A 23,537-nucleotide genomic window follows, 5' to 3' on the forward strand; every position below is an offset into this window, starting at 1 on the left:
GCGGACATGGCGCGGCACGGCGGACGGGGATGGTACGGCCAGGTGGCCGCGGCGGCGCTCGGGGTCACGGGGGTGGCCGTGGCCGCTTCGCTGTGGACCGCGCAGGCCGGTCCCGTCGACACCCGGTCGGGAGCCGGGACCTCGGCGCACCGCACCGCTCCCAAGGCGGCCCCCGTGTCGGTGGAGATCGCGCACGCCTCGGACCGGGGCGCCCGGGGCGTGAACATCACCATCGACGACGGACCGGACCCGGTCTGGACGCCCCAGGTGCTCCAGGTCCTCAAGGAGTACGGCGTCAAGGCCACGTTCTGCATGATCGGCCCGCAGGCCGAGGCGCACCCGGACCTGGTCAAGGCGGTGGTGGCGGCCGGGCACCGGCTCTGCGACCACACGGTGTCGCACGACGTCACCATGGACAAGAAGTCCGAGGCCTACCAGTCCCAGCAGATCCTCGACGCGGAACGCATGATCACCAAGGCGTCCGGGGGCGTACGACCGCTCTACTACCGGGCCCCGGGCGGCGCCTTCACCCCGTACAGCCGCAAGCTCGCCGCCTCCCACGGCATGCGCCCGCTGGGCTGGAACGTCGACTCGAAGGACTTCGAACGCCCCGGCACGGAGACGGTCGTCGCCACCGTCAAGGACGAGATGTCCAACGGTCCGACCGTCCTCTTCCACGACGCCGGCGGCGACCGCTCCGAGACCGTGGCGGCGCTGCGCGAGGTGCTGCCGTGGCTGAAGGAGCAGGGCTACTCCTTCGGCTTCCCGGTGCGCTGAGCGCGGGGCGCACCTCCCGCCCGGGGCGCCGCCCGCCCCGGCAAATGTTGCGGACGGCCCGGCGGTGGCCGCATATGGGTGGTGTGCGCGGTGCGGCGGCGGGGCCGGCTGCCCTGGGCCCAGCCGGAGGTGTCCATGTCGGGGCGGGCAGCACGCTGGGTGACGTGGCTGCGCGACAGGGACCCGGACCTGGCGGCGACCCGGCGGGCGGCGCGTACGGCGCTCGTGATGCCCGCCCTGTTCGCCCTGTGCACCGAGGTGCTCCGCTCCCCGACGATGGCGGGCTACGCCGCGTTCGGGTCGTTCTCGATGCTGCTGCTGGCCGACTACTCCGGCCCGATGGTGGAGCGGCTGCGGGCCCAGGCGGCCCTCGCGGTGGCGTGGCTGGTGCTGATCTGTGCCGGGACGCTGGCGGCCGGGCAGCTGTGGCTCGCCGTGCTGGGCACGGTCGTGGTGGGTTTCGCGATCCTCTTCGCGGGCGTGGTCAGCTCGGTCCTGGCGGGCAGCGCGACGGCGCTCCTGCTGGCCTTCGTGCTGCCCGTCAGCGCCCCGGTGCCCCTGTCCCAGCTGCCCGAACGTCTCGCGGGCGCGGGCCTGGCGGCGGCGGTGGCGCTCCCGGCCGTCGCCCTGCTGTGGCCGCGTCCCGTCGCCGACCCGCTCAGCGCCCCGGCGGCGGCCGTCTGCCGTGCCGCCGCCGGGTATCTGCGCGCCCGGGCCTCCCTGCCGGGCCCGGACGGGCCGGTGTCCGACGCCGACCGGTGCCGGGCGGCGGCGGACCGTACCGCCGGCAGCCGCGCGGACCTGCGGGGCGTCTTCGACGCCACCCCCTACCGCCCCACCGGCCTGTCCGCCAGCTCCCGCGCCCTGGTCCGGCTGGTGGACGAACTCACCTGGCTGTGCGCCGTCCTCGTCGACCGGTCCGACTACACGGACGAACCCCCGGGCTGCGATCCGGCCGCGCACACCGTGCGCCGCGCCGCCGCCCGTGTCCTGGAGGCGGCCTGCGACCTGCTGACGGACCTGAACGGCGACACCGGACCGCTGCGGGCCGACGTCGAGGGGCTGCGGGCGGCGCTGGCCGGGATGGAGCACAGCTCCACCGTCCAGGTGCCGGCCGAGCACCCGGGCGGCACCAGCACGGCGGAGGTCTACGGGTTCATCGCCACGCTCGACGTCTCCTTCCGCGCCCAGGAGGTCGGCTTCGCCGTGCTGCAGATCGCCGCCAACGTCGACACGGCGGCCACCGCCTGGCAGCGCAGCTGGCCCGAGCGGCTCCTCGGACATGAGCCGGGCGCGCTGGCCGCGCCGCTGGCCGCCGCCCGGGAACGGGCCGTCGCCCATCTGCGGCCCGACTCGGTGTGGCTGCACAACAGTCTGCGCGGCGCCGTCGGCCTGGGCATCGCCGTGTACCTGGCCGGGGTGACCGGCGTGGGGCACTCCTTCTGGGTGCTGCTGGGCACCCTCTCCGTGCTGCGCTCCAACGCGCTCAGCACCGGGCAGAACGCCGTCCGCGCGGTGCTGGGGACGGTGGCGGGTTCCGTGGTCGGTGCCGCGCTGCTGCATCTGATCGGCCACCACGGCACCGCGCTGTGGTTCGTGCTCCCCGTGGCCATCCTCGTCGCCGGCATCGCGCCCGCCGCCGTCTCCTTCGCCGCCGGGCAGGCCGCGTTCACCGTGACGCTCGTGGTGCTGTTCAACATCGGCCAGGACCCCGACTGGCACATCGCCCTGCTGCGCGTCCAGGACATCGCACTGGGGTGCGCGGTCAGCATCCTCGTCGCCCTGTTCTTCTGGCCGCGCGGCGCCCGGGCCGCCGTCCACAAGGCGCTCGCCGACGCGTACCACGACAGCGCGGGTTACCTCGGCGCCGCCGTCGACTACGCCCTCGGCCACCACCGTCCCGTCGACCCCGATCCGCAGGGCCGCGAGGCGGCGGCGTCCGCCCGCCGCCTCGACGACGCGTTCCGCAGCTACCTGGCCGAACGCGGCGCCAAGCCGCTGTCACTGGCCTGTACGACCACCCTGGTCACCGGGGTCGTCGGGCTGCGCCTGGCCGGCGACGCGGTCGTCTCCCTGTGGCAGTGCGAGGACCGGGCCCGGGGCCAGGCGGTCCGGGCCGACGCCCACCGTGCCGTCCTCGGGACGGCGGCCCAGGTCACCGGCTGGTACCACGAGTTCGCCGCCAGCCTCGGCGGCCGCTCCACCGTCCCCGACGTCGTCCCGCTCTGGCCCGAGGGCGCCACGCGACTCGTCGAGTCCGTCCGCACCGAACTCAGCGACGCACAGGGCCGCGCCACCCCCGTCGCCGTCCGGGTCATCTGGACCGACGACCACGTCGACGCCGCCCGCCGCCTCCAACCCGGCCTCGCCGACGCCGCCCGAGCCCAGGCCCGCGCCCACCACAACTGGCCCCGCAAGAGCCGCACCAACTGAGAACACCGGCCCCGCAGTCCCAGCACCCGGCCCACCTCGTCACGCCCACCACACCCCTGCCCGCCAGCCGCCCACAGAAGCCCTCCCGACACCCCGCCCGGCACCACCCCGGCACCACTGTCCACCGACCAGCCACAACAGCTCCGAACCCTCCACCGGACCCGGACGCCGCGCCATCGCCCGGTGACCACCCACAGCACCTCTTCCGACACCCACCCGGGACTCTCACCGCACCACCGCCCACCAACGACCCGCAACGGCTCCGAACACCCGACCGGACCAGCACGCCGTGCCATCGCCCACCGACCACCCGCAACGGCTCCGCACACCCACCCGCCCCCGGCCCCGCCGCACCACCGCTCGACAGCCGCCCGCAACGACACCTCCCGGCGCCCGCCCCGAGCCCGGCCGCCGTGTCACCGCTCGACGACCGTCCCCGACGGGCCTCCTGCACCCGCCGGGCTCAGGTGGGTGGGTGCCGTGTCATCGGCCGGACCGTGTTCGTGGCGGTGGTGCGCCCAGGTAGCCGGGGGCGGCCCACGCGACGTCGTCGACGGCGAGCCAGGGTGCGATGGAGACGGCTGTGGGGGTCGCTCCGGTGAACGCTCTGACGTCGCGGTGGAGGTGGGACTGGTCGGTGTAGCCCGCTTCGGCGGCCACCAGGGCGGGGCTGTGGCCGGCGGCGAGGCGGTGGGCCGCGTGGTCGAAGCGGATCAGGCGGGCCGCGTGCTTGGGGGTGAGGCCGGTCTGGGCGCGGAAGCGGGACCAGAGGCGCTTGCGGCTCCAGCCGGCCTCGGCCGCCAGCGGCTCGACCCGGACCGCGCCCCGGTGTGCCGCCATCCGCTGCCAGACGAAGGCGATCTCGGGGTCGACGGGGCGGCCTGCCTGCCGGCGGCGGGCGAGCGCGGCCTCGGCGAGCGCGAACCGCTCCGCCCAGGTTCCGGCGGCCCGCAGCCGTTCCTGGACGCGCAGGGCCTCGCGGCCCCAGAGGTCGTCGAGGGAGACCACCGTGCCGCCCAGTTCCGAGGAGGCGCCGAGCACCGCGTGGGCGACGACGGGTGACAGCCGTATCTGCAGGCACTCGACGGAACGGCCGCTGCCGCGCAGGCCGCCGGCCGCGAGACCGGCGACGATGACGCCGTGGTGGCGTCGGCCGTCGAGGTCGTCGACGGCGAGTGAGCGGTCGCCGAGGTCGACGACCACCGTGACGGCCGGGAAGGGCACCACGCCCAGTTCGACGGCGTCCGCGGTCCGCGCGCGGAAACCGGCCATGCTCACCCCCGGCGGCCGACCGGGTCCTGCCGGGGTCGCGATGTCCCAGATCTGCGCGGCCTCCTGGGCCGGCCGGGCGGAACGCATGGCGTCAGCGTAGGGGACATTCGTCCAAGACGGAGCGGGGCGGGCGCGCCGAGACTGACGTCGTTCCCGCAAGCGCCCCGGACCCGAGAGGACCGCTCGTGACGCGCTCGCCGATGGAGTCGATCGATCTGTTCACGCCCGCCGTCGAACTGGCCGCGGCCATCCGCCGGAAGGAGGTGAGCCCGGTGGAGGTGGCCGACGCCTGTCTGCGGCGGATGGACGAGCTGGATCCCCGGCTGAACGCCTTCTGTCACCGGGCCGACGACGACGTCCGCAAGGCCGCGGCCGAGGCGGCGGACGCGGTGGTGCGGGCCGCCTCGCCCGCCGACCTGCCGCCCTTCCACGGTGTGCCACTGCCGGTCAAGGACCTTGTGGACGTGGCCGGTTGGCCCACCACCTACGGTTCCGCGGGCGCCCGCAAGGAACCGGCGGCGGCCTCGGACCGGATCGTACGGCGGTTCGTGGACGCCGGGTTCGTGCCGCTCGGCAAGACCACCACCTCCGAGTTCGGCGCCCTGCCCTTCACCGAGAGCGAGGCCCTGGGCGTCTCGCGCAATCCGTGGGACCCGGACCGCACACCGGGCGGGTCGTCGAGTGGGGCGGGGGTGGCCGTCGCCGCCGGGATGGCACCCCTCGCGCACGCCGAGGACGGCGGCGGGTCGATCCGCATTCCCGCCTCCTGCACCGGTCTTGTCGGCCTCAAGTCCACCCGCGGGCTGATCGGCGGCGAGACCGTCCTCGTGGAGGGCCTCGCCGTCGGCGGTGTGGTCACGCGCACGGTGGCGGACACCGCGGCGGCCGTCGATGTCCTGGCGCGCCATGATCCGGGCGCGTGGTGGTCGCCGCCGTCCCCGCGCGGGTCGTTCGCCGCCGCGTCGCAGGCGGACCCGCCGACCGGGCTGCGCGTCGGTGCGCTGACCACCTCCCCGGTCGACGGGATCGACGTGGACCCGGCGTGTGTGACAGCCGTCGAGGTCACGCTGCGGGCGCTGGAAGCGGCCGGCCACCACCTCGTCGACACTCCGCTTCCGCTGCCTCCGGCGGAGGAACTGGTCGCCGCGTTCACGACGATCTGGAACATCGGCGCGGCCGGGGTGGACCTCGCGGACCCGGAGCGGATCGAGCCGCACAACCGGGCGTTGCGCGAGGCGGCACGGTCGGTCGACTCCTGGGCCTACGCGCAGGCGGTGCAGCGGACCCAGCGGTTCTCCCGGCAGATCGTGGAGGGCTTCGTCGCGGGCTTCGACCTGCTGGTCACCCCGACGATGGCGTGCCTCCCGCCGCGTGTCGGCGCCTGGCGGGCGGGCACCGAGGACCATCCTCTGGCCGCGCTGCTGAACAGCTATCCGATGGGTGTGTTCACCTCGGTGTTCAACGTGACCGGCCAGCCCGCGATCTCGCTGCCCCTCCACCAGGACGCGGCCACCGGGCTGCCGGTCGGCGTCCAGATCGTCGCCGCGCCCTGGCGGGAGGACCTGCTGCTCCAGGTGGCGCGCACCCTGGAGCTCGCCCTGCCCTGGGGCGGCCGCCGCCCGCCCGTCGGCTGAGGCCCGGGCCTCGCGGGGTCAGCTCGCGGTGCGCCGGATCCGGCCGGCGTACCGCTTCTCCAGGTCGAGGTTGCCCTCGAAGCCGCCGGGCACGTTGGCCGAGACATAGACCGGGGGGCGGTCACCGGCGGCGAGGAGCAGGCCGGCCGCCTCGGCCACCGCCATCTGCACGAGCATGACCCCGGTGAGCGTGGACAGTGCGCAGACCGCGCCGCCGCCGGGCAGTTCGAGGAGCGCGTCGCCGCGCGGGGCCGCGTTGTCGAGGACCACGTCGGCCAGGTCGGCGAGTCTGCCGCCGCTGGGGTGGCCGGCCGGGACCGCCCGGGTGTGGGCGAGGGAGGTGACGGCGAGGACGCGGTGTCCGCGCTCCTTGGCGCGCAGCGCCATCTCCACGATCACGTTGTTCACACCGGAGTTGGAGATGATGACGAACAGGTCCTGCGGGCGCGGGGCGGCGAGTTCGTAGAGGCGGGCGGCGATGCCGGGCTCGCGTTCCAGGAGCGGGTCGTCGAGGACGCTGGGGTGCTCGCCGCCGTAGAGCACGAGGTCGGCGATGCTGATCCGGTTGGTGGGCACCAACCCGCCCGCGCGGCCGGCGACTTCGAGGACCATGGCCTGGGAGTGGCCGGTGCCGAAGGCCTGGATCACCCCGTCGGCGCGGAGGCAGTCGGCGATGAGTGCGGCGGCCCGGGCCACGTCGGCGTGGGCGGACTCGGTGAGGCGGTGCAGCGCGGCGAGGCCCTCGCGGGCGAAGCGTTCGGCGTTCACCGGCTCGGTCCCGGACTCGTTGGCGGACTCGACGGACACGTACGCACTCCCCACTGATGGATTGAACCACCCAAGATTCGCACCTATCGATGAATCAATAAATCACGGGCTCGCTGTGCAGTGCAATGCCCCGCCGATCCGGTCCTGGTATTCAACTCGCCCCATATAGGGTGGCTGATACCTTCTCCCCATGCCCTCGACCGACGTCACCACACTGATCCGAACCGAGTTGCCGCGCCTGGCCGGCTCCCTGCGGAAGGTCGGTGAGCTGATCCTGGAGGATCCGGCCGCCGTCACCCACTGTTCGGCCGCGGAGCTGGGCCGCCGCACCGGCACCTCCCAGGCGACCGTGACCCGTTTCTGCCGGGCCGTGGGCCTCGACTCCTACCAGCATCTGCTGATCGCACTGGCCCAGGAGCGGGGCCGCGGCGAGGTGTCCGACTGGGGCACGGCCGAGATCGGTCCGGACATCTCCCCGGACGACAGCCTGGAGCGGGTCGTGAAGGTGGTTGGCACCGCGGACCTGCGGGCCATCCAGCAGACCGTGGACCGGATCGACCTGGACGCGGTCGAGCGGGCCGCGCAGGCCATGGCCCGGGCGCGCAGGATCGACGTCTACGGCGTGGGCGGCAGCGGGGCCGTGGCGCAGGAGACCGAGACCCGGCTGTTCCGGATCGGCTGCTCGGTGCGCGGCTGGACCGAGGTGCACGCGGCGGCCACCTCCGCCGCGCTGCTCACGCCCGCCGACGTCGCGATCGGCATCTCCCACTCGGGGGCGACCCGCGAGACGATCGAGCCGTTCGAGACGGCCGGGGAACGCGGCGCGACCACCGTCGCCCTGACCTCCGACCCGCGCTCCGCGCTCGCCCGCGCCGCCGACATCCGGCTCATCTCCTCCACCTCGGAGACCAGCTTCCCCACCGGCATCATCGGCGCCCGCCACTCGGTGCTGCTCCTCATCGACTGCCTCTACGTCCGGGTCGCCCAGCTCACCTACCAGCGCACCAGCGCCTCACTGGCGCTGACCGACCACATCGCCGGACAGCACGCGGCGAAGGCCCGGCGGTCTCGCTGAGCGCCATCCGATCTGCATGGATGAACCATCAATGAACAATGTTCACGGTTGATTGAACCACCCCTCGATGCCAGGATGGGGCTCCGCCGAGCACTCGTAGGAGCCTCATGCGCGTCACCTCTGTCGAGTCGACCGAGCTCTTCACCGGCACCGCGCACCGACCGCACCAGGTCGTGGCCGTCGAGGTCGAGCACCTCCCGGGCCGCCCGGTCCTGCTGACCGTGGCGGGGCCCGGGGTGCGCGGTGTCGGCGAGAACCGCGTCACGACCGGCGAGGACGGGACCGTGCGCGCGGAGATACCCGTGGCGGCCGGGTCGCTCGCGCCCGGTGACCGGCGCGGGATCACCGTCACCGTCGAGGACGCCGACGCGGGCCTGCTCCTGCACCACTCGGCCGAGTTCACGGCCGCCGAGCCCGGCTGGACCATGTTCATGGTCAGCCACTTCCACTACGACCCCGTCTGGTGGAACACCCAGGCCGCCTACACCGAGACCTGGGACCACGCCGACGAACCGGCCGTGACCGGTCTGCCCGCCCGCACCTTCGACTCGCGCGGCCAGTCCGGGATGAGCCTGGTGCGCGCCCACTGCGACCTGGCCCGGCGCGACCCGGCGTACACCTTCGTGCTCGCCGAGGTGGACTACCTCAAGCCCTACTGGGACGCGTTCCCCGAGGAGCGGGCCTTTCTGCGCCAGCTGATCCGCTCCGGGCGCGTCGAGATCATGGGCGGCACCTACAACGAGCCGAACACCAACCTCACCGGCGCCGAGGCCACCGTACGCAACGCCCTGTACGGCGACGGCTTCCAGCGCCGGATCATGGGGGCGGCGCCCGAGACCGCGTGGCAGCTGGACGCGTTCGGGCACGATCCGCAGTTCCCGGGGCTGATGGCGGACGCCGGGATCTCCTCCAGTTCGTGGGCGCGCGGGCCGTTCCACCAGTGGGGGCCGACGCTCTCCGTCTTCGGCGAGGAGCCGCGCGACCCCGGACGGATGCAGTTCCCGGCCGAGTTCAGCTGGATCGCGCCCTCGGGGCGCGGACTGCTGACCGCGTACATGGTCAACCACTACGGCGCCGGCTGGGCGATCGACAACGCCGCCACCCTGCCCGCCGCGGAGGCCGCCGCCTTCAAGCTGTTCCAGGGTCTCAAGAAGGTCGCGCTCACCAGGAACGTGCTGCTGCCGGTCGGCGGGGACTACGCGCCGCCGTGCCGCTGGGTCATGGGCATCCACCGCGACTGGAACGAGCGGTACGTCTGGCCGCGCTTCGTCAGCGCCCTCCCCCGGGACTTCTTCGCCGCCGTGCGCGCCGAGTTGGCGGCCGAGGGGCGCAGGGCGTCCCCGCAGACCCGCGACATGAACCCGGTCTACACGGGCAAGGACGTCTCCTACATCGACACCAAGCAGGCCCAGCGGTACGGCGAGACCCTGCTCGCCGACGCGGAGGCCTGGGCGACCCTCGCCTCCCTCGTCACCGGGCATCCGTACCCGGACGCGGCCCTGGACAAGGCCTGGCGGCAGTTGATCTACGGCGCCCACCACGACGCCATCACCGGCTCGGAGTCGGACCAGGTCTACATCGATCTCCTCACCGGCTGGCGGGAGTTGCACGACCTCGCCCGGACGGTCCACGCCGACGCCACCGACGCGCTCGCCCGCGAGGTGGCCCAACTCCCGGGCGGCGCACCGGACCTGGTCGTCTTCAACGCCGCGACCTGGCAGCGGCGGGACGTGCTCGTCGTCGACGACCCGGGCGGTCTGGTCCCGCTGGACCTCACCGGTCTGCCGCTGCCGGCGGTGCGCGAGGAGGGCCTGCTCCGGGTCGTCGTACCCGACGTACCCGGCATGGGGCTCAAGGCGCTCTCGCTCGCGGAGGGTCCGGTGCCCGGCTGGACACCGGGCGAGGGGCGCACCGTCCGCAACGAGTTCTACGAGGTCACGGTCGACCCGGCACGCGGGGGCGGCGTGTGCGGTCTGCGCCGGCTCACCGAGGGCGGGCGGGAGCTGCTGCGCACCGGCGACCTCGGCAACGAACTGGTCGTCCAGGAGGAGTACCCGCGGCATCCGCGCTTCGGCGAGGGCCCCTGGCACCTGACCCCGACCGGGACCACGGCCGCCCGGAGCCGGGACGTCACCGCGGACGTCGAGGTCGAGCACTCCCCCGCCGGGTCGCGCATCACCGTCCGCGGCGACCTGGGGCTCTTCCGGTACACCCAGCGGCTGACGCTCTGGACGGGCGTGGACCGGCTCGACGTGACGACGACCGTCGACGGGTACGACGGCGCCGACCGGCTGATCCGGGTGCGCTGGCCCTCGGACGTGCGGGGCGGGCTGCCCGTGCACGAGGTCGCGGACGCCGTGATCGGGCGTGGCTTCGGCTTCGTGGACGTGGACAGCGAGCGGTTCCCGTGGACCCTGGACAACCCGGCCAACACCTGGTTCGGGCTCGGTTCGACGGCCCGGGTCGCGGTGCACGACGACACCGGGCGGCTGCTCGGGCACCGGGCGATCGGGGTCGCCGAACTCGTCTACGCCGACTGGGACACCGCCGGTGAGCTGGGCACCCCGCTGGCGGCGGCGCTGGTCCGGGCGGGTGTCACGGCCACGTCCACGATCGCCGGCGGTCCGCGCTACGGCGATCTGGAGGTGGACTCCAATCTGCCCGACATCCGGATCGCCGTCGGCGGCCCGGACCGCAACGCCGTGGTCGCCGAGGCGCTGGGCTGGGACCCGGCGGCGGCCCGGGAGCTGCACCGGCAGCTGGCCGCGGACGGGCTCGCGGCGATCTGGGTGGCCCCGCGCGCCTCGCTGCGCGAGGAGTGGGTGCCCGGCGCCGACCTGCGCGATCTGGAGCGGCTGCCGCTGCTGGTGGTGGCGGGCGCCCGGCCCGAGGACGACGCCAAGGCGGTCGACGCGCTGGTCGCCGACCTGGACGACGCGGTCGTGCGGGCCACGGCGGCCGGGCGCGGGGAGGCGCTGCCGCCGGGCGACGCCTGGGACGGGCGGAGCTTCGCCGTGCTCAACCGGGGCACGCCGGGCTGTGTGGTCACCTCCTCCGGCGACCTGTGGATGTCCCTGATGCGGTCCTGCACCGGCTGGCCCTCCGGCATCTGGGTGGACCCGCCCCGCCGTACCGCGCCCGACGGGTCGGGCTTCCAACTCCAGCGCTGGTCGCACACGTTCGAGTACGCGGTGGTGGCGGGGGCGGGCGACTGGCGGGAGTTGGGGCTGCCCCGGGCCGGGCACGCCTACAACCACCCGCTCACCGCCCGGATCAGACCGCCCGCCGGGCCGGCCGGCCGGCTGCCGCGCACAGGGACCCTGCTGTCACTGGAGCCCGAGGGCCGGGTGCTGCTGGACGCGTTGAAACCGAGCGGCTCGCCCCTCGCCCGGGGCAGCGCGGCACCCGCCGAACCGGCGCGAGGTGTCGTCGTACGGCTGCACGAGGTGGACGGGCGTCCGGTGCGGGCCCGGCTGACCGGTCCGCTCCCCTGGACGCGGGGGGCGCGGGCCGACGTACTGGAGACGCCGGGAGAGCCGCTGGCCCCCGTCGGCGGCGCGCTCGATCTCGACCTCGGCGGCTTCGAGGTGGCCACCGTAGGGGCGACTCCCGCGAACGCACGGCACGCCGAGGGTCCCGGTGTCGCCGCGCACGAGCCCGCCCAGCCGGTCGCCACCCGCTACTGGCTGCACAACTCGGGGCCCGCGCCGCGCGGCAACCTGCCGGTCGCCGTCTTTCTCTCGCCGGGTCTGCTCACCGCCCCGGGACCGGTCACCGTGACGGTGCGGATCTCCTCGGAGCTCACCGACGCACCGGCCTCGGGCACCGTCCGGTTCCGCAGACCGCCCGGCTGGGCGGCCGAACCCGCCGAGCTGCCCTACGCGTTGGGCCCCGGCGGCTTCACCCTCACCGAGGTGACGGTCAGCCCGCCGCCGGACACACCGCCGGGCCGGTACTGGCTGGGCGCCCGGCTGACCCACGACGGACAGGCGTACGAGGACGTGGTCGCCGTCGATGTGCCGGGCGCCGTGCCGGAGGGCGAGCCGGACGGGCGGACCCTCACGGCCCGGCTGGGGGCCGAGCGGGTCCGGGTGCGCCGGGGGGAGCGGGCGACCGTGCCGGTCGTGCTGCGGAACACGACCCGGGGGCCGGTCGGCGGAACGCTGTGGGCGGTGTCGCCGTGGGGCACCTGGGGCGGGGTCGCCCCGGGCTGTCAGGGCTTCACCGTGGGTGCCGGGGAGACGCTGGAGTGCGGCATCGAGGTGGACGGCTCGGCGGTGGACCCGGGGTCGTACTGGCTGCTGGCGAAGGTCGCCGGGCACGGATCCGTCGCCTACACCGAGGCGGTCGTACTGGAGGTGACGCCGTGAGCGAGCACGCGGCCGTGGTGAGCGGGGAGCCGGTGCCGGTGGAGCGGGTGGACGCGCTGCTGGCGGCCGTTCCCGCGCGGGACGCGAGAACGCCCCGGGACCGGCGATCCACCCGGGACCGGGAGACGGCCCGCACGGAAGCCCTCGCGCGGGCCGAACGGCAGCGCAGACGATGGGCGACCCAGGTGGTCGTCACGGACGAACTCGCCCGCCGGGCCTGTGCGGAGCGCGGGCTCGCACCGCCCGGGGAGGTGTCCCCGGAACGGGTCCTGGCCGTGTCCGGGACCGATGTCGCCGACCTGGGCAGCATCGTGGCGGTGGCGCTCGCCCACTCCCCCGCGGCGCGCGCCCTGCTGGCCGCTCTGGAAGCCGAACAGCGGGTGCTGGAGGAGGCCGGGCGGGACTACTACGTCCGCAACCGGGACCGCTTCCTCACCAAGGACGCGCTGCGGCGCGGTGTGGACCCCTTCGCGACGGCGACGGCCGACGACTTCCGGCCGTACGAGCGCGTACGGGACGACGTGGCACGGGAGTTGCGGCGGGCGCGGGGGCGGCAGGCCTTCTTCGACTGGCTGGACCGGGCCCGCGAGGGCGTCGCGTATCCGGCCGGGCACGAGCACCCCGGTGACCCGGCGCATCCGGACCACGAACACCGGCACTGAGCCCGCGTCTTCCCGCACGGAACCCAAACGCAACACGCAAACCATTGACCTCCGATGAATTCTGGTCCACCTTTTCATCAATCGAACTCCAAGTTGGTGATTTGAACCAGCCGGAACGAGCCACACGGGCATCCGGCCGGCCGCAGGAGGGCAACCATGCGCGCGAAGAGACTGACCGGATCCATGACAGGCGTCCTCGTCCTCGCCCTGACCGCCGCGGGCTGCGGCCTGTCGGGCGGCTCCGGCGACGGGGACGCGACGGCCGGCGGCTGCAAGGTCGACCAGGGCAACGTCGGTTCGGGGAAACTGACGGGTGACGTCAAGGGCCAGATCACCTTCCAGACGACGAACCTGAAGAAGGACTTCGGCGACTTCTTCAACGGCGTCATCAAGGCCTTCGAGAAGGCCCACCCCGGCGCGAAGGTCAAGTGGATCGACGACCCGGGCGACAACACCTTCACCTCGCGCACGGTGGCCGACGCCCAGGCGTGCACGCTGCCGGACGTCATCAACCTCAACGCCCCGACGGCGACCGCGCTCACCAAGGCCGGCTACCTGCTCGACGTGGGCACCAAGGACCCGGACGTGGCCAAGCCCTTCGTGCCGTCGTTCTGGAAGTCCGGCACCTTCAAGGACGCGAAGGGCTCGTCGATCCACACCGTGCTGCCCTGGTACACCGGCGGGGTCCTGATCACGTACAACAAGGACCTCCTGTCGAAGGCCGGGGTCGACACGACGAAGTCGCCGACGAGCGTCTTCGATCTCTTCGCGGACTACGAGAAGGTCGCCAAGGCGGCCCAGGGCAAGTACTTCGCGACGATGGCCAACCCGATCTGGCGGATCCCGGCCGACTGGGACCAGATGAACATCAAGACGCTCTCCGCCGACGGCAAGTCGGCCGTCTTCGCCAATGATCCGAGGACTGTCCAGTGGGTCGCCTGGATGGCGAAGCTGTACAAGGAGGGCGCGATGCCGAAGGACTCGCTGTCCTCCAGCAACGACCCGTCCACGCTCTACAGCCAGGGCAAGGTGGCGTACGGCTCGACGAACCCGAGCTTCGTGCGGTTCGTGAAGCAGAACAGCCCCTCGGTCTACGCCGAGACGGGCGTGAGCCAGCAGCCCTACGACGCGCTCGGCAAGGCCTCCGCCGGCGCCCCGCAGTACATCTCGGTCGCCGCGACCAGCAAGCACGCGCCGGTGGCGCTCGCCTTCGCCGAGTACCTCACCAACACCGAGAACCAGACGGCCTGGTGCAAGGACCCGGCCGTGGTGATCTTCCCGACGACCACCGAGTCGCTGAACGACCCGTTCTTCCAGGACGTCACCGGCAGCGACCCCTTCTCCCAGGCCCGCAAGCTCGTAGCCGACCAGCTCAAGACGGCCTCCACCAACCAGACCAACCTCTCCCCGGCCGTGCAGAACGCGATCGTGGCCCAGGTGCAGCTGGCCATGCAGGGCAAGAAGAGCGCCGAGCAGGCCGTGAAGGACGCCCAGGAGAAGGCGAACGAGCTGCTGAAGCAGGCGGGTTGATGGTGGCGACCGAGACCGCCGAGACCGTCTCCGTGCCCGGTGCGCAGCGCACGGCCGCCGCACCGGGCGCGGCCCCGTCCCGTCTGCGACGGCTGCTGCCCGGCCCCGCTCCGGGCGCCAACGGGGCCGCGCTGTACCGCCGTTGGTGGCTGCCGTGGCTGTGGACCGCGCCCGCGATCGGCTGTGCCGTGGTCTTCGGGGTGTTCCCCTTCTTCAACACCGTGCTGCTGTCGTTCACGAACGCCAAGCCGCTGGGCGGCGCCGCGGGCTTCGTCGGCCTGGACAACTACACCCGGATGCTGGGCGATTCCGACTTCTGGCTCGCCACCCGCAACAGCGTCCTGTACGCGGTGATCGTCGTCCCGCTGATGGTGCTGCTGCCGCTGCTGCTGGCGGTGCTGGTGGAGAAGAACCTCCCCGGCATCGGCTTCTTCCGCTCGGCCTTCTACACCCCGGTGCTCGCCTCCAGCGTGGTGGTGGGCCTGAGCTGGCAGTGGCTGCTGGCCGACGACGGACTGGTCAACACCTGGCTGCGGAAGGCCCATCTGATCAGGTCGGCCATCCCCTTCCTCTCCGACTCCTGGCTGATCCTGCTCTGCGCGATGGGCCTGACGCTGTGGAAGGGCCTCGGCTGGTACATGGTCTTCTACCTGGCCGCGCTCGGGAACGTGCCGAGGGAACTGCACGAGGCCGCGGCCATGGACGGGGCCGGCGCGGTCCGCCGCTTCTGGCACATCACCGTGCCGGGCGTACGGCAGGCCATGATGCTGGTCGGCACCCTCACCGGCATCGGCTCGCTGCGGGTGTTCACCGAGATCTACATGCTGGGCGGCTCCACGGGCGGCCCCGGCGGCGCCGACCGCACCCTGCCCTTCTACATCCGGGACGTCGGCCTGGACCCGCTCACCGGGAACGCCGGTTACGGCTCGGCGGTCAGTGTGGCCCTGTTCGTGCTGACCCTCGGCCTGACCCTGCTGGCACAGCGCCTGACCAAGGAGGACGAGGCATGACCACCGCAGTGCCCAGGGCCCGGCGTCCGCTGCCCCGCTGGCGGGAGTACGGCCGCCCCCGCGAACTCGTCGTCCGCTACCTGCTGTTGCTGCTCGTCCTCGGCCTCACCGTCGGCCCGCTGCTCTGGCAGCTCCTGGCCTCCCTCAAGAGCACCGGCGAGGACGTCTTCGGCGCGGACGCCACCCTCCTGCCGCGCCACCCGACCCTGCGGGCGTACCGGGAGGTCTTCGAGCAGGTGCCGGTGGCCACGTACATCCGGAACAGCCTGACCGTGGTCGTCCTCTCGATCACCAGCCAGCTGGTGTTCTCCACCACCGCCGGTTACATGCTCTCCAAGCCCGGCTGGAAGGGCCGCAGGGCGGTCTGGGTGGTGCTGGTCGCCTCCATGATGTTCCCCTTCGAGTCGATCATGGTGTCGCTGTTCCTGAGCATCCGCGACCTGGGCCTGGTCGACAGCCTCGCCGGGGTGTGGCTGCCCGGGTTCGTCGGGGCCATCAACGTCCTGCTGATGCGGGGGGCGTTCCTGGCCGTCCCGCGCGAGATCGAGGACTCGGCGATGCTCGACGGCGCGGGCGAGTGGCAGCGCTTCCGGTATCTGTACCTGCCCTCCGCCTGGGGCGCGATCATGGTCGTGGTCATCAACACGTTCATCAGTGCCTGGGACGACTTCCTGTGGCCGCTGATCGTGCTGCGCTCGGAGAAGCACATGACACTGACCTTGGGGCTGTCCCGGCTGCAGAGTTCGTCGTTCGGCTACGACCAGCGGGTGGTGATGGCCGGTTCGGTGATCTCCGTGATCCCGGTGCTGGTGCTCTTCGTGATCACCCAGCGGTGGTTCTACAAGGGTGTCTCGGCGGGGGCCGTGAAGCTCTGAGACCACCCGCTCACCCCTCGACCCGGAGCAGTGCGGGTACGGCCGCCAGCGCGGCCCGGGACGAGTCCGCGACGCGGATCTCCAGCGTCCCGGGCAGCACGGCCGTCGTCAGGTCGGGGCCGACCTGGGCGAGTTCTGCGGCGTCGAGGTGGAAGGTGACCGCGCGGCGCTCGCCCGGTGCCAGGTCGACGCCCTGGAAGGCGCGCAGTTCGAGGGTGCGTGGCCACACGGGGGTGCGCAGCCGCCGGATGTAGAGCTGGGCGACGGTTCGGCCGGGTCGTCCGCCCGTGTTGGTGATGTCGACCTCCACGGTGTGCCCGGAGAGCCGCGGCGGGCCGTAGGCGAAGCTCGTGTAGGACAGCCCGTGGCCGAAGGCGAACTGCGGCTCGGCGCTCTCGTCGGCGTAGCCGCCGTACTCGGTGTCCTTGTGGTTGTAGTGGACGGGGAGCTGGGCGGCGGAGCGCGGCACCGAGACGGGGAGCCGGCCGGTGGGTTCGGTGTGTCCGAGGAGGACCTCGGCGATCGCCTCGCCGCCCCACGGGCCCGGGTACCAGGCGGTGAGCAGGGCTCCCGCGCGTTCGGCGAGTTCGGGGACGGCGTGCGGGCGGCCCTGGACGAGGACGACGACGGTGGGGGTGCCGGTGGCGGTGACCGCGTCGAACAGGGCCCGCTGGTCGGCCGGAAGCCGCAGTCCGGCGAGGTCGACGCCCTCGCCGCAGGTCATCTCGGCGACGGCCGTCCGGGCCGCCCCGTTGGCGTCGAACTCCGCGTCGGCGCTACGGGCGCTGCTGCCGCCCAGCACCAGCACGGCGAGGTCGGCCGCCGTCTCCCCCTGGTGGATCAGGACACCGGGCGGGGCGAGCGCGCGCAGGGCGTCCAGGACCGTGGCCCCGGTGCCGGGGCGCTGCGGGGCGGTGTAGTCGCCGAGCTGGTGGGCGGTGGTGGAGGCGTGGGTGCCGAGGACGGCGATCCGGCGGACGGCGGGTCCGATCGGCAGGAGTCCGGCGCGGTCGTGGAGGAGGGTGACGCAGCGGCGGGCGAGTGCGGTGCTCAGCTCGCGTCCGCCGCCGGGCAGCGGTGTACGGCGGGTGTACGGCTGCTCGAAGAGACCTAGGCGGAACTTGAGCCGCAGCACCCGGGCCACGGCCGCGTCCAGGACCGACTCCTCGACGAGGCCGCGCTCCACGGCCTCTTCCAGATGCGTGAACCCCTCGTCCCAGAGGCTCAGGTCCACCCCGGAGCGGAGGGCGAGGGCGCCCGCGGAGATCTTGTCGCCGGTGATCCGGGCCAGCCGGTCCACGGCGAGGCCGTCGGCCATCACCAGCCCGTCGAACCCCCAGCTCTCGCGCAGGATCCCGGTGAGCAGGGCCCGGTTGCCCGCGCACGGCAGGCCGTCGACCTCGTTGTAGGCGGCCATGACGGCGGCCGCTCCGGCGCGGATGCCCGCCCGGGCCGCCGGGAGGTGGATCTCGTGGAGTTCGCGGAGTCCGAGTGCGGACTCGGCGGAGTTGCGGCCGCCGACGGTGGCGCCCTGACCGGCGAAGTGCTTGAGGACGACGGGGGCCCGGTCGGCGGCGAAGTACTCGGCAGGTGCTCCCTGCATGCCGCGTACCAGCGCTTCCGTGAGGCGGGCGGCGAGGTGGGGGTCCTCGCCGAAGCACTCCTCGGTACGGCCCCAGCGGGGGTCGCCGGCGATGTCCAGGGCCGGGACCAGGGCGACATGGCCGCCCCGGGCGCGGAGTTCGGCGGCGGCGTGGGCGGCGGCGCGCTCGTGCAGGCCGGGGTCCCAGCCGGCGCCGACGGCGAGGTTGACCGGGAGGACCGTGCCGTCGAGCGCCATGTGCCCGTGCGGGACCTCCTCGACGAACAGGGCGGGGATGCCCAGCCGGCTGCTGTCGAGGACATGGCGCTGGACCAGGTCGGCGAGTTCGGCGCTGTCGTCGGCGCCGGGGCCGGTGCCGTGCTCCACGCCGGACCAGGCGTCGGCGCGCAGCAGGCCGTAGAGGGCGCCGAGTCCGGCGAAGCGCTCGGTCTCGGCGCGCAGCGCGTCGGTGAGGGCGAACCGGCCGTCGGGGGTGCGGCGGTAGGCGTCCCAGCCGTACATGCGCTGGTTGAGCTGGCCCGCCTTCTCGCGGAGGGTCATCCGGGAGAGGAGGTCGGTGACGCGGGCGTCGAGGGGGGCGGTGGGGGTGCGGTAGACGGGCGTGGTCACGGGTCCTCCGCGGGTCGGTGGGCGGTCGCGGTGAGCCGTGCCAGGGCCACGGCCCCCGCGCAGCCGTCCGGGACGGGGGTGATCCGCAGGCCGAGGCCGGCGAACCGTTCGGCGAGCGGGCTCAGCAGGGGGCCCGCCGGAGCGACCAGGCCGCCCGTGACGACCAGTGGCTCGCCCCGGCGCGGTCGCAACGCGGCCACGGTCCCGGCGAGATGGGCGGCCGCCGCCCGGAGGATCGCCTCGGCGACCACGTCCTTCTCCGCCGCCGCCTCCGGTACCAGGGGTGCGAGGTCGGCCAGCCGCACCGGCGGCCGGTCCAGCACGGCGGGCAGCAGCCGCGCCCGGTAGGCGGCCCGACCCGCAGACGGCCAGGCCTCCTCGCCGGCCGGGGGCAGCACGCTCGCCGGAAGCCCCAGGGCCCGGCCGACCGTACCGGTGAGGACCGTCGGTTCGCCCCGGCCGTCCGCCGCCCGCAGGGCGGACCGCGCCGCCTCGCGTCCGATCCAGAACCCGCTGCCGTCGTCCCCGAGCAGCCAGCCGTCCCCGCCGGAGGTCGCGACCAGCACCCGGCCCTCGATCCGGGCGGCGACCGCGCCGGTCCCGGCCACCAGGGCGAGTCCGTCGGCGGGTTGTCCCTGCGCCCCGGCGAAGGCCGCCTCGATGTCGCTGTAGACCTCGACGGCTCCGGTGGCGATCCCCAGCCGGGCCAGCGCGGCGGTGAGGGCGGTCCGCGCCCGGACCCGGCCCGGCTCCTCCTCGGGCGCCCGGGCGGCCCCGGCGAATCCTCCGACCACCGCGACCACGCGCCCGCGCTCCGCCTCCGGCACGGCCGAGGCGACCGCCCGCGCCAGCTGATCGGCGAGCCGCGGCCCGGGAACGGTCAGCGCGTTGCCCGGTCCGGCCGCGCCTTCCCCGAGCGGCCGCCCGTCCCGCGCGTCCGCGAGGACCGCCCGGGTACGGGTGCCGCCGGCGTCGATCCCGACGACCCACCCCGATCTCTGGTTCAAATCACTATTCATTGTCACCCATGGTGGTTGATACATTCGCCGCAGACAAGGTCCGAAGAGCATCCGAGGCCCCGAGGAGGACGCCATCAGCACGCCCCCGCCCGCCCCTGAACTCCGCTTCGGCGTCAACTACACCCCACGCCGTGGCTGGTTCCACGCATGGCACGACGTCGATCCGGAGCACGCCCGCGAGGATCTGGCCCAGATCGCCGGACTGGGCCTGGACCACATCCGGGTCTTCCCGCTCTGGCCGCTGCTGCAGCCCAACCGCGCACTCATCCGCCCCGCCGCGGTGGACCGGCTCGTCCAACTCGTCGACCTGGCCGCCGAGTCCGGCCTGGACGTCCTCGTGGACGGCATCCAGGGCCATCTGTCGAGCTTCGACTTCTACCCGGAATGGACGCGCAGCTGGCACCACCGCAACGTCTTCACCGACCCCGCCGCCATCGAGGCCCAGGCCACCCTGCTGCGCACCCTGGGCCGCGCCCTGACCGGCCGCCCCAACCTGATCGGCCTGCAGCTCGGCAACGAGCTCAACAACCTCGTCGAGCACAACCCGGTGACAGTGGCCGAGGTGGACCACTACCTGGACACCCTGCTGGCGGCGGCCCGGGAGGGGCTGGGCACGGGCGCCGGACTGGTCAGCCACTCCGCCTACGACGCGGCCTGGTACGGCGACGACCACCCGTTCACCCCGGAGGCCTCGGCCCGCAAGGGCGACCTGACCACCGTCCATCCCTGGGTGTTCTCCGCCGACTGCGCCCGCCGCTACGGCCCGCGCTCCCCCGAGGTACGGCATCTCGCCGAGTACGGCACCGAACTCGCCAAGGCCTACGCCACCGACCCCGCCCGCCCGGTCTGGGTCCAGGAGACGGGCGCGCCCGAGCCGCACATCCCGGCCGCCGACGCCCCGGACTTCGCCCGCGCGACGCTGCTCAACGCGGCGGACTGCACCGGCCTGTGGGGCGTCACCTGGTGGTGCTCCCACGACGTGGACCGGGCCCTGCTGGACTTCCCCGAACTTGAGTACACCTTGGGCCTGTTCGACTCGGCGGGCCGCCCCAAACCGATCGCGCACGCGCTCGCGGACACGGTGGCGGAGCTGCGCGAGAAGCGTGCCGTGACAGCCCGGCGGACCGCACTGGTCCTGGACTGCACCCCGGCCACGCGCTCGGTCTCGGGTCCGGGCGGGGCGTTCTTCGAGGCGTGGATGAGGGTGCGCGCGGAGGGAGTCCGGCCGGCCGTCGTCCTGGCGGAGCGGGCGGCCGACGGGCATCACCTCGCGGCCCGGGGCATCAGGGAGCTGATCCGGCCAACACCTCCGCCAGCGCACGGAGGTTGACCCGCCCCCGCCCGAAGGAACACAGCCCCTCGCCCTCCGGCAGCCCGGTCGAGACCCGCACCGCGTCCGGCCGGGCGGCCAGCAGCGCCGCACGTACCCGCTCCTGCCAGGGATGCAGTCCGGCGTCGCAGACGGCGACCACGAGCGGCCGTCCGGCCGCCGCCCGCAGCAGCTCCCGCACGGCGGCCGGGTCCGGCTCGCCAGTGAGGGCCGTCCCCGTGGCCGTCGGATCCAGGGCCCGCACCTCGGTGAGCAGGTCCTCGCCGCCCCAGTTGAGGGCGGGATGCGGCGGTGGGAACAGGTCGACGGCGTAGGCGCCCGGCACGGGCGGGAGCGCCACGCCCCCGCTCCGTACGGCCCGTCGCGCCGCCTCCGCTCCCGCCCCCGCGTCCCACGGAGCCACGTGCGCCGGCGGCGTGGCGTACCGCCGGGTGAGCCGTCGTACCCGAGTCGCGGCCTCCTCGATCCGCTCCGGCGCCAGTTCCCCCGAGCGCAGCGCGTCGAGGACGGCGTCCCGGCAGGCGAGGGTGGTCTCCAGGTGCGGTACGGCGATGATGACCTGGTCGGCTCCGGCCGCGAGGGCGATCCGGGCGCCGGCGGCCTCGCCGTACCGGTCGGCGATGGCCTTCATCTCCAGCGCGTCGCTCACCAGCACGCCGTCGAAGCCGAGTTCGCCGCGCAGCAGGTCGCCGAGGATGCGGGGGCTGAGGGTGGCGGGGCGGTCGGGGTCCAGGGCCGGGAAGACGACATGGGCGCTCATCAGCATCGGCACTCCGGCGGCGATCGCGGCCCGGAAGGGGGCGAGGTCGAGCCGGTCGTACGGCCTGGGGTCGGCCGCCGTCTCGTGGTGGCTGTCGGTGACGGTGCCGCCGTGGCCGGGGAAGTGCTTGGCGCAGGAGGCGACACCGCGGGCCTCGGTGGCGGCGATCCAGGCGCGCAGGTGGCGCGCGACCAGGTCGGGATCGGCGCCGAAGGAACGGGTGCGGACGATCGGGTTCTCGGGGCGGTGCTGGACGTCGGCGACCGGGGCGTAGGAGACGGTGATGCCGAGCGTGGCCAGGTGCCCGGCGAGGGAGTCGGCGCAGGCGGCCGTCAGCGCGGGGTCGTCGGTGACGCCGAGGGCCCAGGAGCCGGGCACCTCCGGCGCGCCCGCGCCGACCAGGTGGCCGATGCCGCCGCCCTCGTTGTCGATGGCCACCAGCAGGTCGGGCCGCAACTCCCGCAGCGTCCCGGTGAGTTCACGGACCTGGTCGGCGTCGCGGATGTTGCGGGTGAAGAGGATGACACCGCCCAGGCCGCGGTCGATGAGCCGTTTCAGGGTGTCGGGGATGGTCGTCGTACCGTCGAATCCGGCGACCAGGCAGCGATGCGCGGCCTCGTCCAGGGTCTCGGGCAGGTCGCCGGGGCCGTGCGCGGGGAGGGTCACCCCGGGAATCCTGTGGCTCATCCAACCGAAAGTCAACCGCTTTCGGGATCATTCATTCACGCATGGGGGTCCGGTCAGGACGGTGACGCGGTCGTCAGGCGCGCCGCGTCCGTCACCGCCCGCGCGAAGGCCTCGGGTGCCTCCTGGGGGACGTTGTGGCCGACGCCCGCCAGGGTGCGGTGCTCGTACGGGCCGGTGAACCGGTCCCGGTAGGTGCTGCCGTCGCCCGGCGCCGTGAACGGGTCGCGCTCCGGGTCGAGGGTGACGGTGGGGACGGCGATGGGCGGCCGGGCGGCGAGCTGCTTCTCCAGGCCGTCGTAGCGGCGCTGGCCGTCCGCGATGCCGAGCCGCCAGCGGTAGTTGTGGATGACGATGGCCGCGTAGTCGGGGTTGTCGAAGGCGGCCGCCGTGCGGTCGAAGGTCGCGTCGTCGAAGTCCCAGGTCGGGGAGACCTGTTGCCAGACGAGCCGGGTCAGGTCGCGGCGCAGGTCCCGGTCCTCCATGGCCTTCCGGCCGCGCTCGGTGGCGAAGTAGTACTGGTACCACCAGGTGTACTCGACCTTCGCCGGCGCAGGCTCCAGGTTGGCCTTGACGTCGGTGACGAGGTAGCCGCTCACCGACACCAGTGCCCGGCACCGCTCCGGCCAGAGCGCGGCGATGATGTCGGCGGTGCGCGAGCCCCAGTCGAACCCGGCCAGCACGGCCCGCTCGATCTTGAGGGCGTCCATCAGGGCCACGATGTCCAGGGCGACGGCCGACTGCTGGGCGTTGCGGAAGGTCCGCTCGGACAGGAAGCGTGTCGTGCCGTGACCGCGCAGGTAGGGGACGATCACCCGGTAGCCCTGGTCGGCCAGCAGCGGGGCGACGCCGACGTAACTGTGGATGTCGTACGGCCAGCCGTGCAGACAGACGACCACGGGGCCGTGGGCCGGGCCCGCCTCCGCGTAGCCGACGTCGAGCAGTCCGGCGCGGATCTGCCGCACCCGTGCGAAGGAACCGGCGCCCGCCGGTGTCGGGGACGGGTCACGGGGAGCGGCCGCGGCGGACGGAGCCCCCTGCGATGCCCCCATCGAGACCGCCGCCGCGCCGGTCCCCATCGCCGTATTGAAGGTGCGCCTGTCGATCACGTGAAGCCTCCTTGGTC

General features: G+C 73.8%; 16 protein-coding genes. 10 read left to right on the plus strand and 6 right to left on the minus strand.

What is annotated here, in order from left to right; all coding sequences use genetic code 11:
- Positions 1–6 precede the first annotated feature (6 nt).
- Positions 7–777: a polysaccharide deacetylase family protein gene (locus tag ACIPSJ_RS23825; RefSeq protein WP_355729050.1), complete on the plus strand. Its 771-nt coding sequence runs from the start codon at positions 7–9 to the stop codon at positions 775–777.
- A gap of 135 nt (positions 778–912) precedes the next feature.
- The gene (locus tag ACIPSJ_RS23830; RefSeq protein WP_401348588.1) at positions 913–3,210 is read left to right on the plus strand and encodes an FUSC family protein; all 2,298 of its coding nucleotides are present in this window, start codon (positions 913–915) and stop codon (positions 3,208–3,210) included.
- A gap of 483 nt (positions 3,211–3,693) precedes the next feature.
- Here ACIPSJ_RS23830 and ACIPSJ_RS23835 read toward each other — a convergent pair whose 3' ends face one another.
- A complete protein-coding gene (locus tag ACIPSJ_RS23835) occupies positions 3,694–4,569 on the minus strand; it encodes a helix-turn-helix domain-containing protein (RefSeq protein ID WP_401348591.1) in 876 nt (291 codons plus the stop codon).
- Between the two features lie 98 nt (positions 4,570–4,667).
- On the opposite strand from ACIPSJ_RS23835, the gene ACIPSJ_RS23840 reads away from it, so the two are divergent.
- Complete coding sequence (locus ACIPSJ_RS23840; protein WP_401348592.1) at positions 4,668–6,116, plus strand: amidase; 1,449 nt, start codon at positions 4,668–4,670, stop codon at positions 6,114–6,116.
- Between the two features lie 18 nt (positions 6,117–6,134).
- Here ACIPSJ_RS23840 and ACIPSJ_RS23845 read toward each other — a convergent pair whose 3' ends face one another.
- Positions 6,135–6,923 (minus strand): sugar isomerase domain-containing protein, encoded by a 789-nt coding sequence (locus tag ACIPSJ_RS23845; protein ID WP_401348595.1) that lies wholly within the window; start codon positions 6,921–6,923, stop codon positions 6,135–6,137.
- 151 nt (positions 6,924–7,074) lie between these two features.
- On the opposite strand from ACIPSJ_RS23845, the gene ACIPSJ_RS23850 reads away from it, so the two are divergent.
- From ACIPSJ_RS23850 to ACIPSJ_RS23875, 6 genes are all read left to right on the plus strand, one after another.
- On the plus strand, positions 7,075–7,959 hold the full coding sequence (locus ACIPSJ_RS23850; protein ID WP_359222766.1) for a MurR/RpiR family transcriptional regulator: 885 nt from the start codon (positions 7,075–7,077) through the stop codon (positions 7,957–7,959).
- 107 nt (positions 7,960–8,066) lie between these two features.
- On the plus strand, positions 8,067–12,329 hold the full coding sequence (locus ACIPSJ_RS23855; RefSeq protein ID WP_401348597.1) for an NEW3 domain-containing protein: 4,263 nt from the start codon (positions 8,067–8,069) through the stop codon (positions 12,327–12,329).
- Positions 12,326–12,991 (plus strand): peptidyl-prolyl cis-trans isomerase, encoded by a 666-nt coding sequence (locus ACIPSJ_RS23860; RefSeq protein WP_401348600.1) that lies wholly within the window; start codon positions 12,326–12,328, stop codon positions 12,989–12,991. The genes ACIPSJ_RS23855 and ACIPSJ_RS23860 overlap by 4 nt, the downstream gene beginning before the upstream one ends.
- Positions 12,992–13,147: 156 nt before the next feature.
- Positions 13,148–14,521: an extracellular solute-binding protein gene (locus tag ACIPSJ_RS23865; RefSeq protein WP_401348603.1), complete on the plus strand. Its 1,374-nt coding sequence runs from the start codon at positions 13,148–13,150 to the stop codon at positions 14,519–14,521.
- Positions 14,521–15,531 carry a sugar ABC transporter permease gene (locus ACIPSJ_RS23870; RefSeq protein ID WP_359222770.1) on the plus strand — a complete coding sequence of 337 codons (1,011 nt, stop codon included), beginning with the start codon at positions 14,521–14,523 and terminating at the stop codon, positions 15,529–15,531. The genes ACIPSJ_RS23865 and ACIPSJ_RS23870 overlap by 1 nt, the downstream gene beginning before the upstream one ends.
- Positions 15,528–16,406, plus strand: a complete 879-nt coding sequence (locus tag ACIPSJ_RS23875; RefSeq protein WP_401348606.1) for a carbohydrate ABC transporter permease — start codon at positions 15,528–15,530, stop codon at positions 16,404–16,406. Before ACIPSJ_RS23870 ends, ACIPSJ_RS23875 begins: the two co-directional genes overlap by 4 nt.
- A 10-nt stretch (positions 16,407–16,416) precedes the next feature.
- Here ACIPSJ_RS23875 and ACIPSJ_RS23880 read toward each other — a convergent pair whose 3' ends face one another.
- Together ACIPSJ_RS23880 and ACIPSJ_RS23885 are read right to left on the minus strand one after the other, a co-directional pair.
- A complete protein-coding gene (locus ACIPSJ_RS23880; RefSeq protein ID WP_401348685.1) occupies positions 16,417–18,549 on the minus strand; it encodes a glycoside hydrolase family 3 N-terminal domain-containing protein in 2,133 nt (710 codons plus the stop codon).
- A 65-nt stretch (positions 18,550–18,614) separates the two neighbouring features.
- A complete protein-coding gene (locus tag ACIPSJ_RS23885; protein WP_401348609.1) occupies positions 18,615–19,637 on the minus strand; it encodes an N-acetylglucosamine kinase in 1,023 nt (340 codons plus the stop codon).
- Positions 19,638–19,917: 280 nt separating this feature from the next.
- On the opposite strand from ACIPSJ_RS23885, the gene ACIPSJ_RS23890 reads away from it, so the two are divergent.
- Positions 19,918–20,967 carry a glycosyl hydrolase gene (locus tag ACIPSJ_RS23890; protein WP_401348612.1) on the plus strand — a complete coding sequence of 350 codons (1,050 nt, stop codon included), beginning with the start codon at positions 19,918–19,920 and terminating at the stop codon, positions 20,965–20,967.
- Here the strand turns inward: ACIPSJ_RS23890 and ACIPSJ_RS23895 are convergent.
- A complete protein-coding gene (locus ACIPSJ_RS23895) occupies positions 20,921–22,414 on the minus strand; it encodes a glycoside hydrolase family 3 N-terminal domain-containing protein (protein ID WP_401348614.1) in 1,494 nt (497 codons plus the stop codon). The two genes, ACIPSJ_RS23890 and ACIPSJ_RS23895, sit on opposite strands and share 47 nt — an antisense overlap.
- A gap of 53 nt (positions 22,415–22,467) precedes the next feature.
- Positions 22,468–23,520: an alpha/beta fold hydrolase gene (locus tag ACIPSJ_RS23900; RefSeq protein WP_401348616.1), complete on the minus strand. Its 1,053-nt coding sequence runs from the start codon at positions 23,518–23,520 to the stop codon at positions 22,468–22,470.
- Positions 23,521–23,537: the final 17 nt, after the last annotated feature.

The organism is Streptomyces sp. NPDC090088 (genome assembly GCF_044747345.1).
Classification (GTDB): Bacteria; Actinomycetota; Actinomycetes; order Streptomycetales; family Streptomycetaceae; genus Streptomyces.

Coding starts and splice junctions, on each gene's coding strand:
- ACIPSJ_RS23855 (WP_401348597.1), top strand. CDS start 8,067: ATGCGCGTCACCTCTGTCGAGTCGACCGAGCTCTTCACCGGCACCGCG.
- ACIPSJ_RS23880 (WP_401348685.1), bottom strand. CDS start 18,549: ATGACCCTCCGCGAGAAGGCGGGCCAGCTCAACCAGCGCATGTACGGC.
- ACIPSJ_RS23885 (WP_401348609.1), bottom strand. CDS start 19,637: ATGAATAGTGATTTGAACCAGAGATCGGGGTGGGTCGTCGGGATCGAC.
- ACIPSJ_RS23895 (WP_401348614.1), bottom strand. CDS start 22,414: ATGAGCCACAGGATTCCCGGGGTGACCCTCCCCGCGCACGGCCCCGGC.
- ACIPSJ_RS23870 (WP_359222770.1), top strand. CDS start 14,521: ATGGTGGCGACCGAGACCGCCGAGACCGTCTCCGTGCCCGGTGCGCAG.
- ACIPSJ_RS23850 (WP_359222766.1), top strand. CDS start 7,075: ATGCCCTCGACCGACGTCACCACACTGATCCGAACCGAGTTGCCGCGC.
- ACIPSJ_RS23835 (WP_401348591.1), bottom strand. CDS start 4,569: ATGCGTTCCGCCCGGCCGGCCCAGGAGGCCGCGCAGATCTGGGACATC.
- ACIPSJ_RS23830 (WP_401348588.1), top strand. CDS start 913: ATGTCGGGGCGGGCAGCACGCTGGGTGACGTGGCTGCGCGACAGGGAC.
- ACIPSJ_RS23865 (WP_401348603.1), top strand. CDS start 13,148: ATGCGCGCGAAGAGACTGACCGGATCCATGACAGGCGTCCTCGTCCTC.
- ACIPSJ_RS23825 (WP_355729050.1), top strand. CDS start 7: ATGGCGCGGCACGGCGGACGGGGATGGTACGGCCAGGTGGCCGCGGCG.
- ACIPSJ_RS23875 (WP_401348606.1), top strand. CDS start 15,528: ATGACCACCGCAGTGCCCAGGGCCCGGCGTCCGCTGCCCCGCTGGCGG.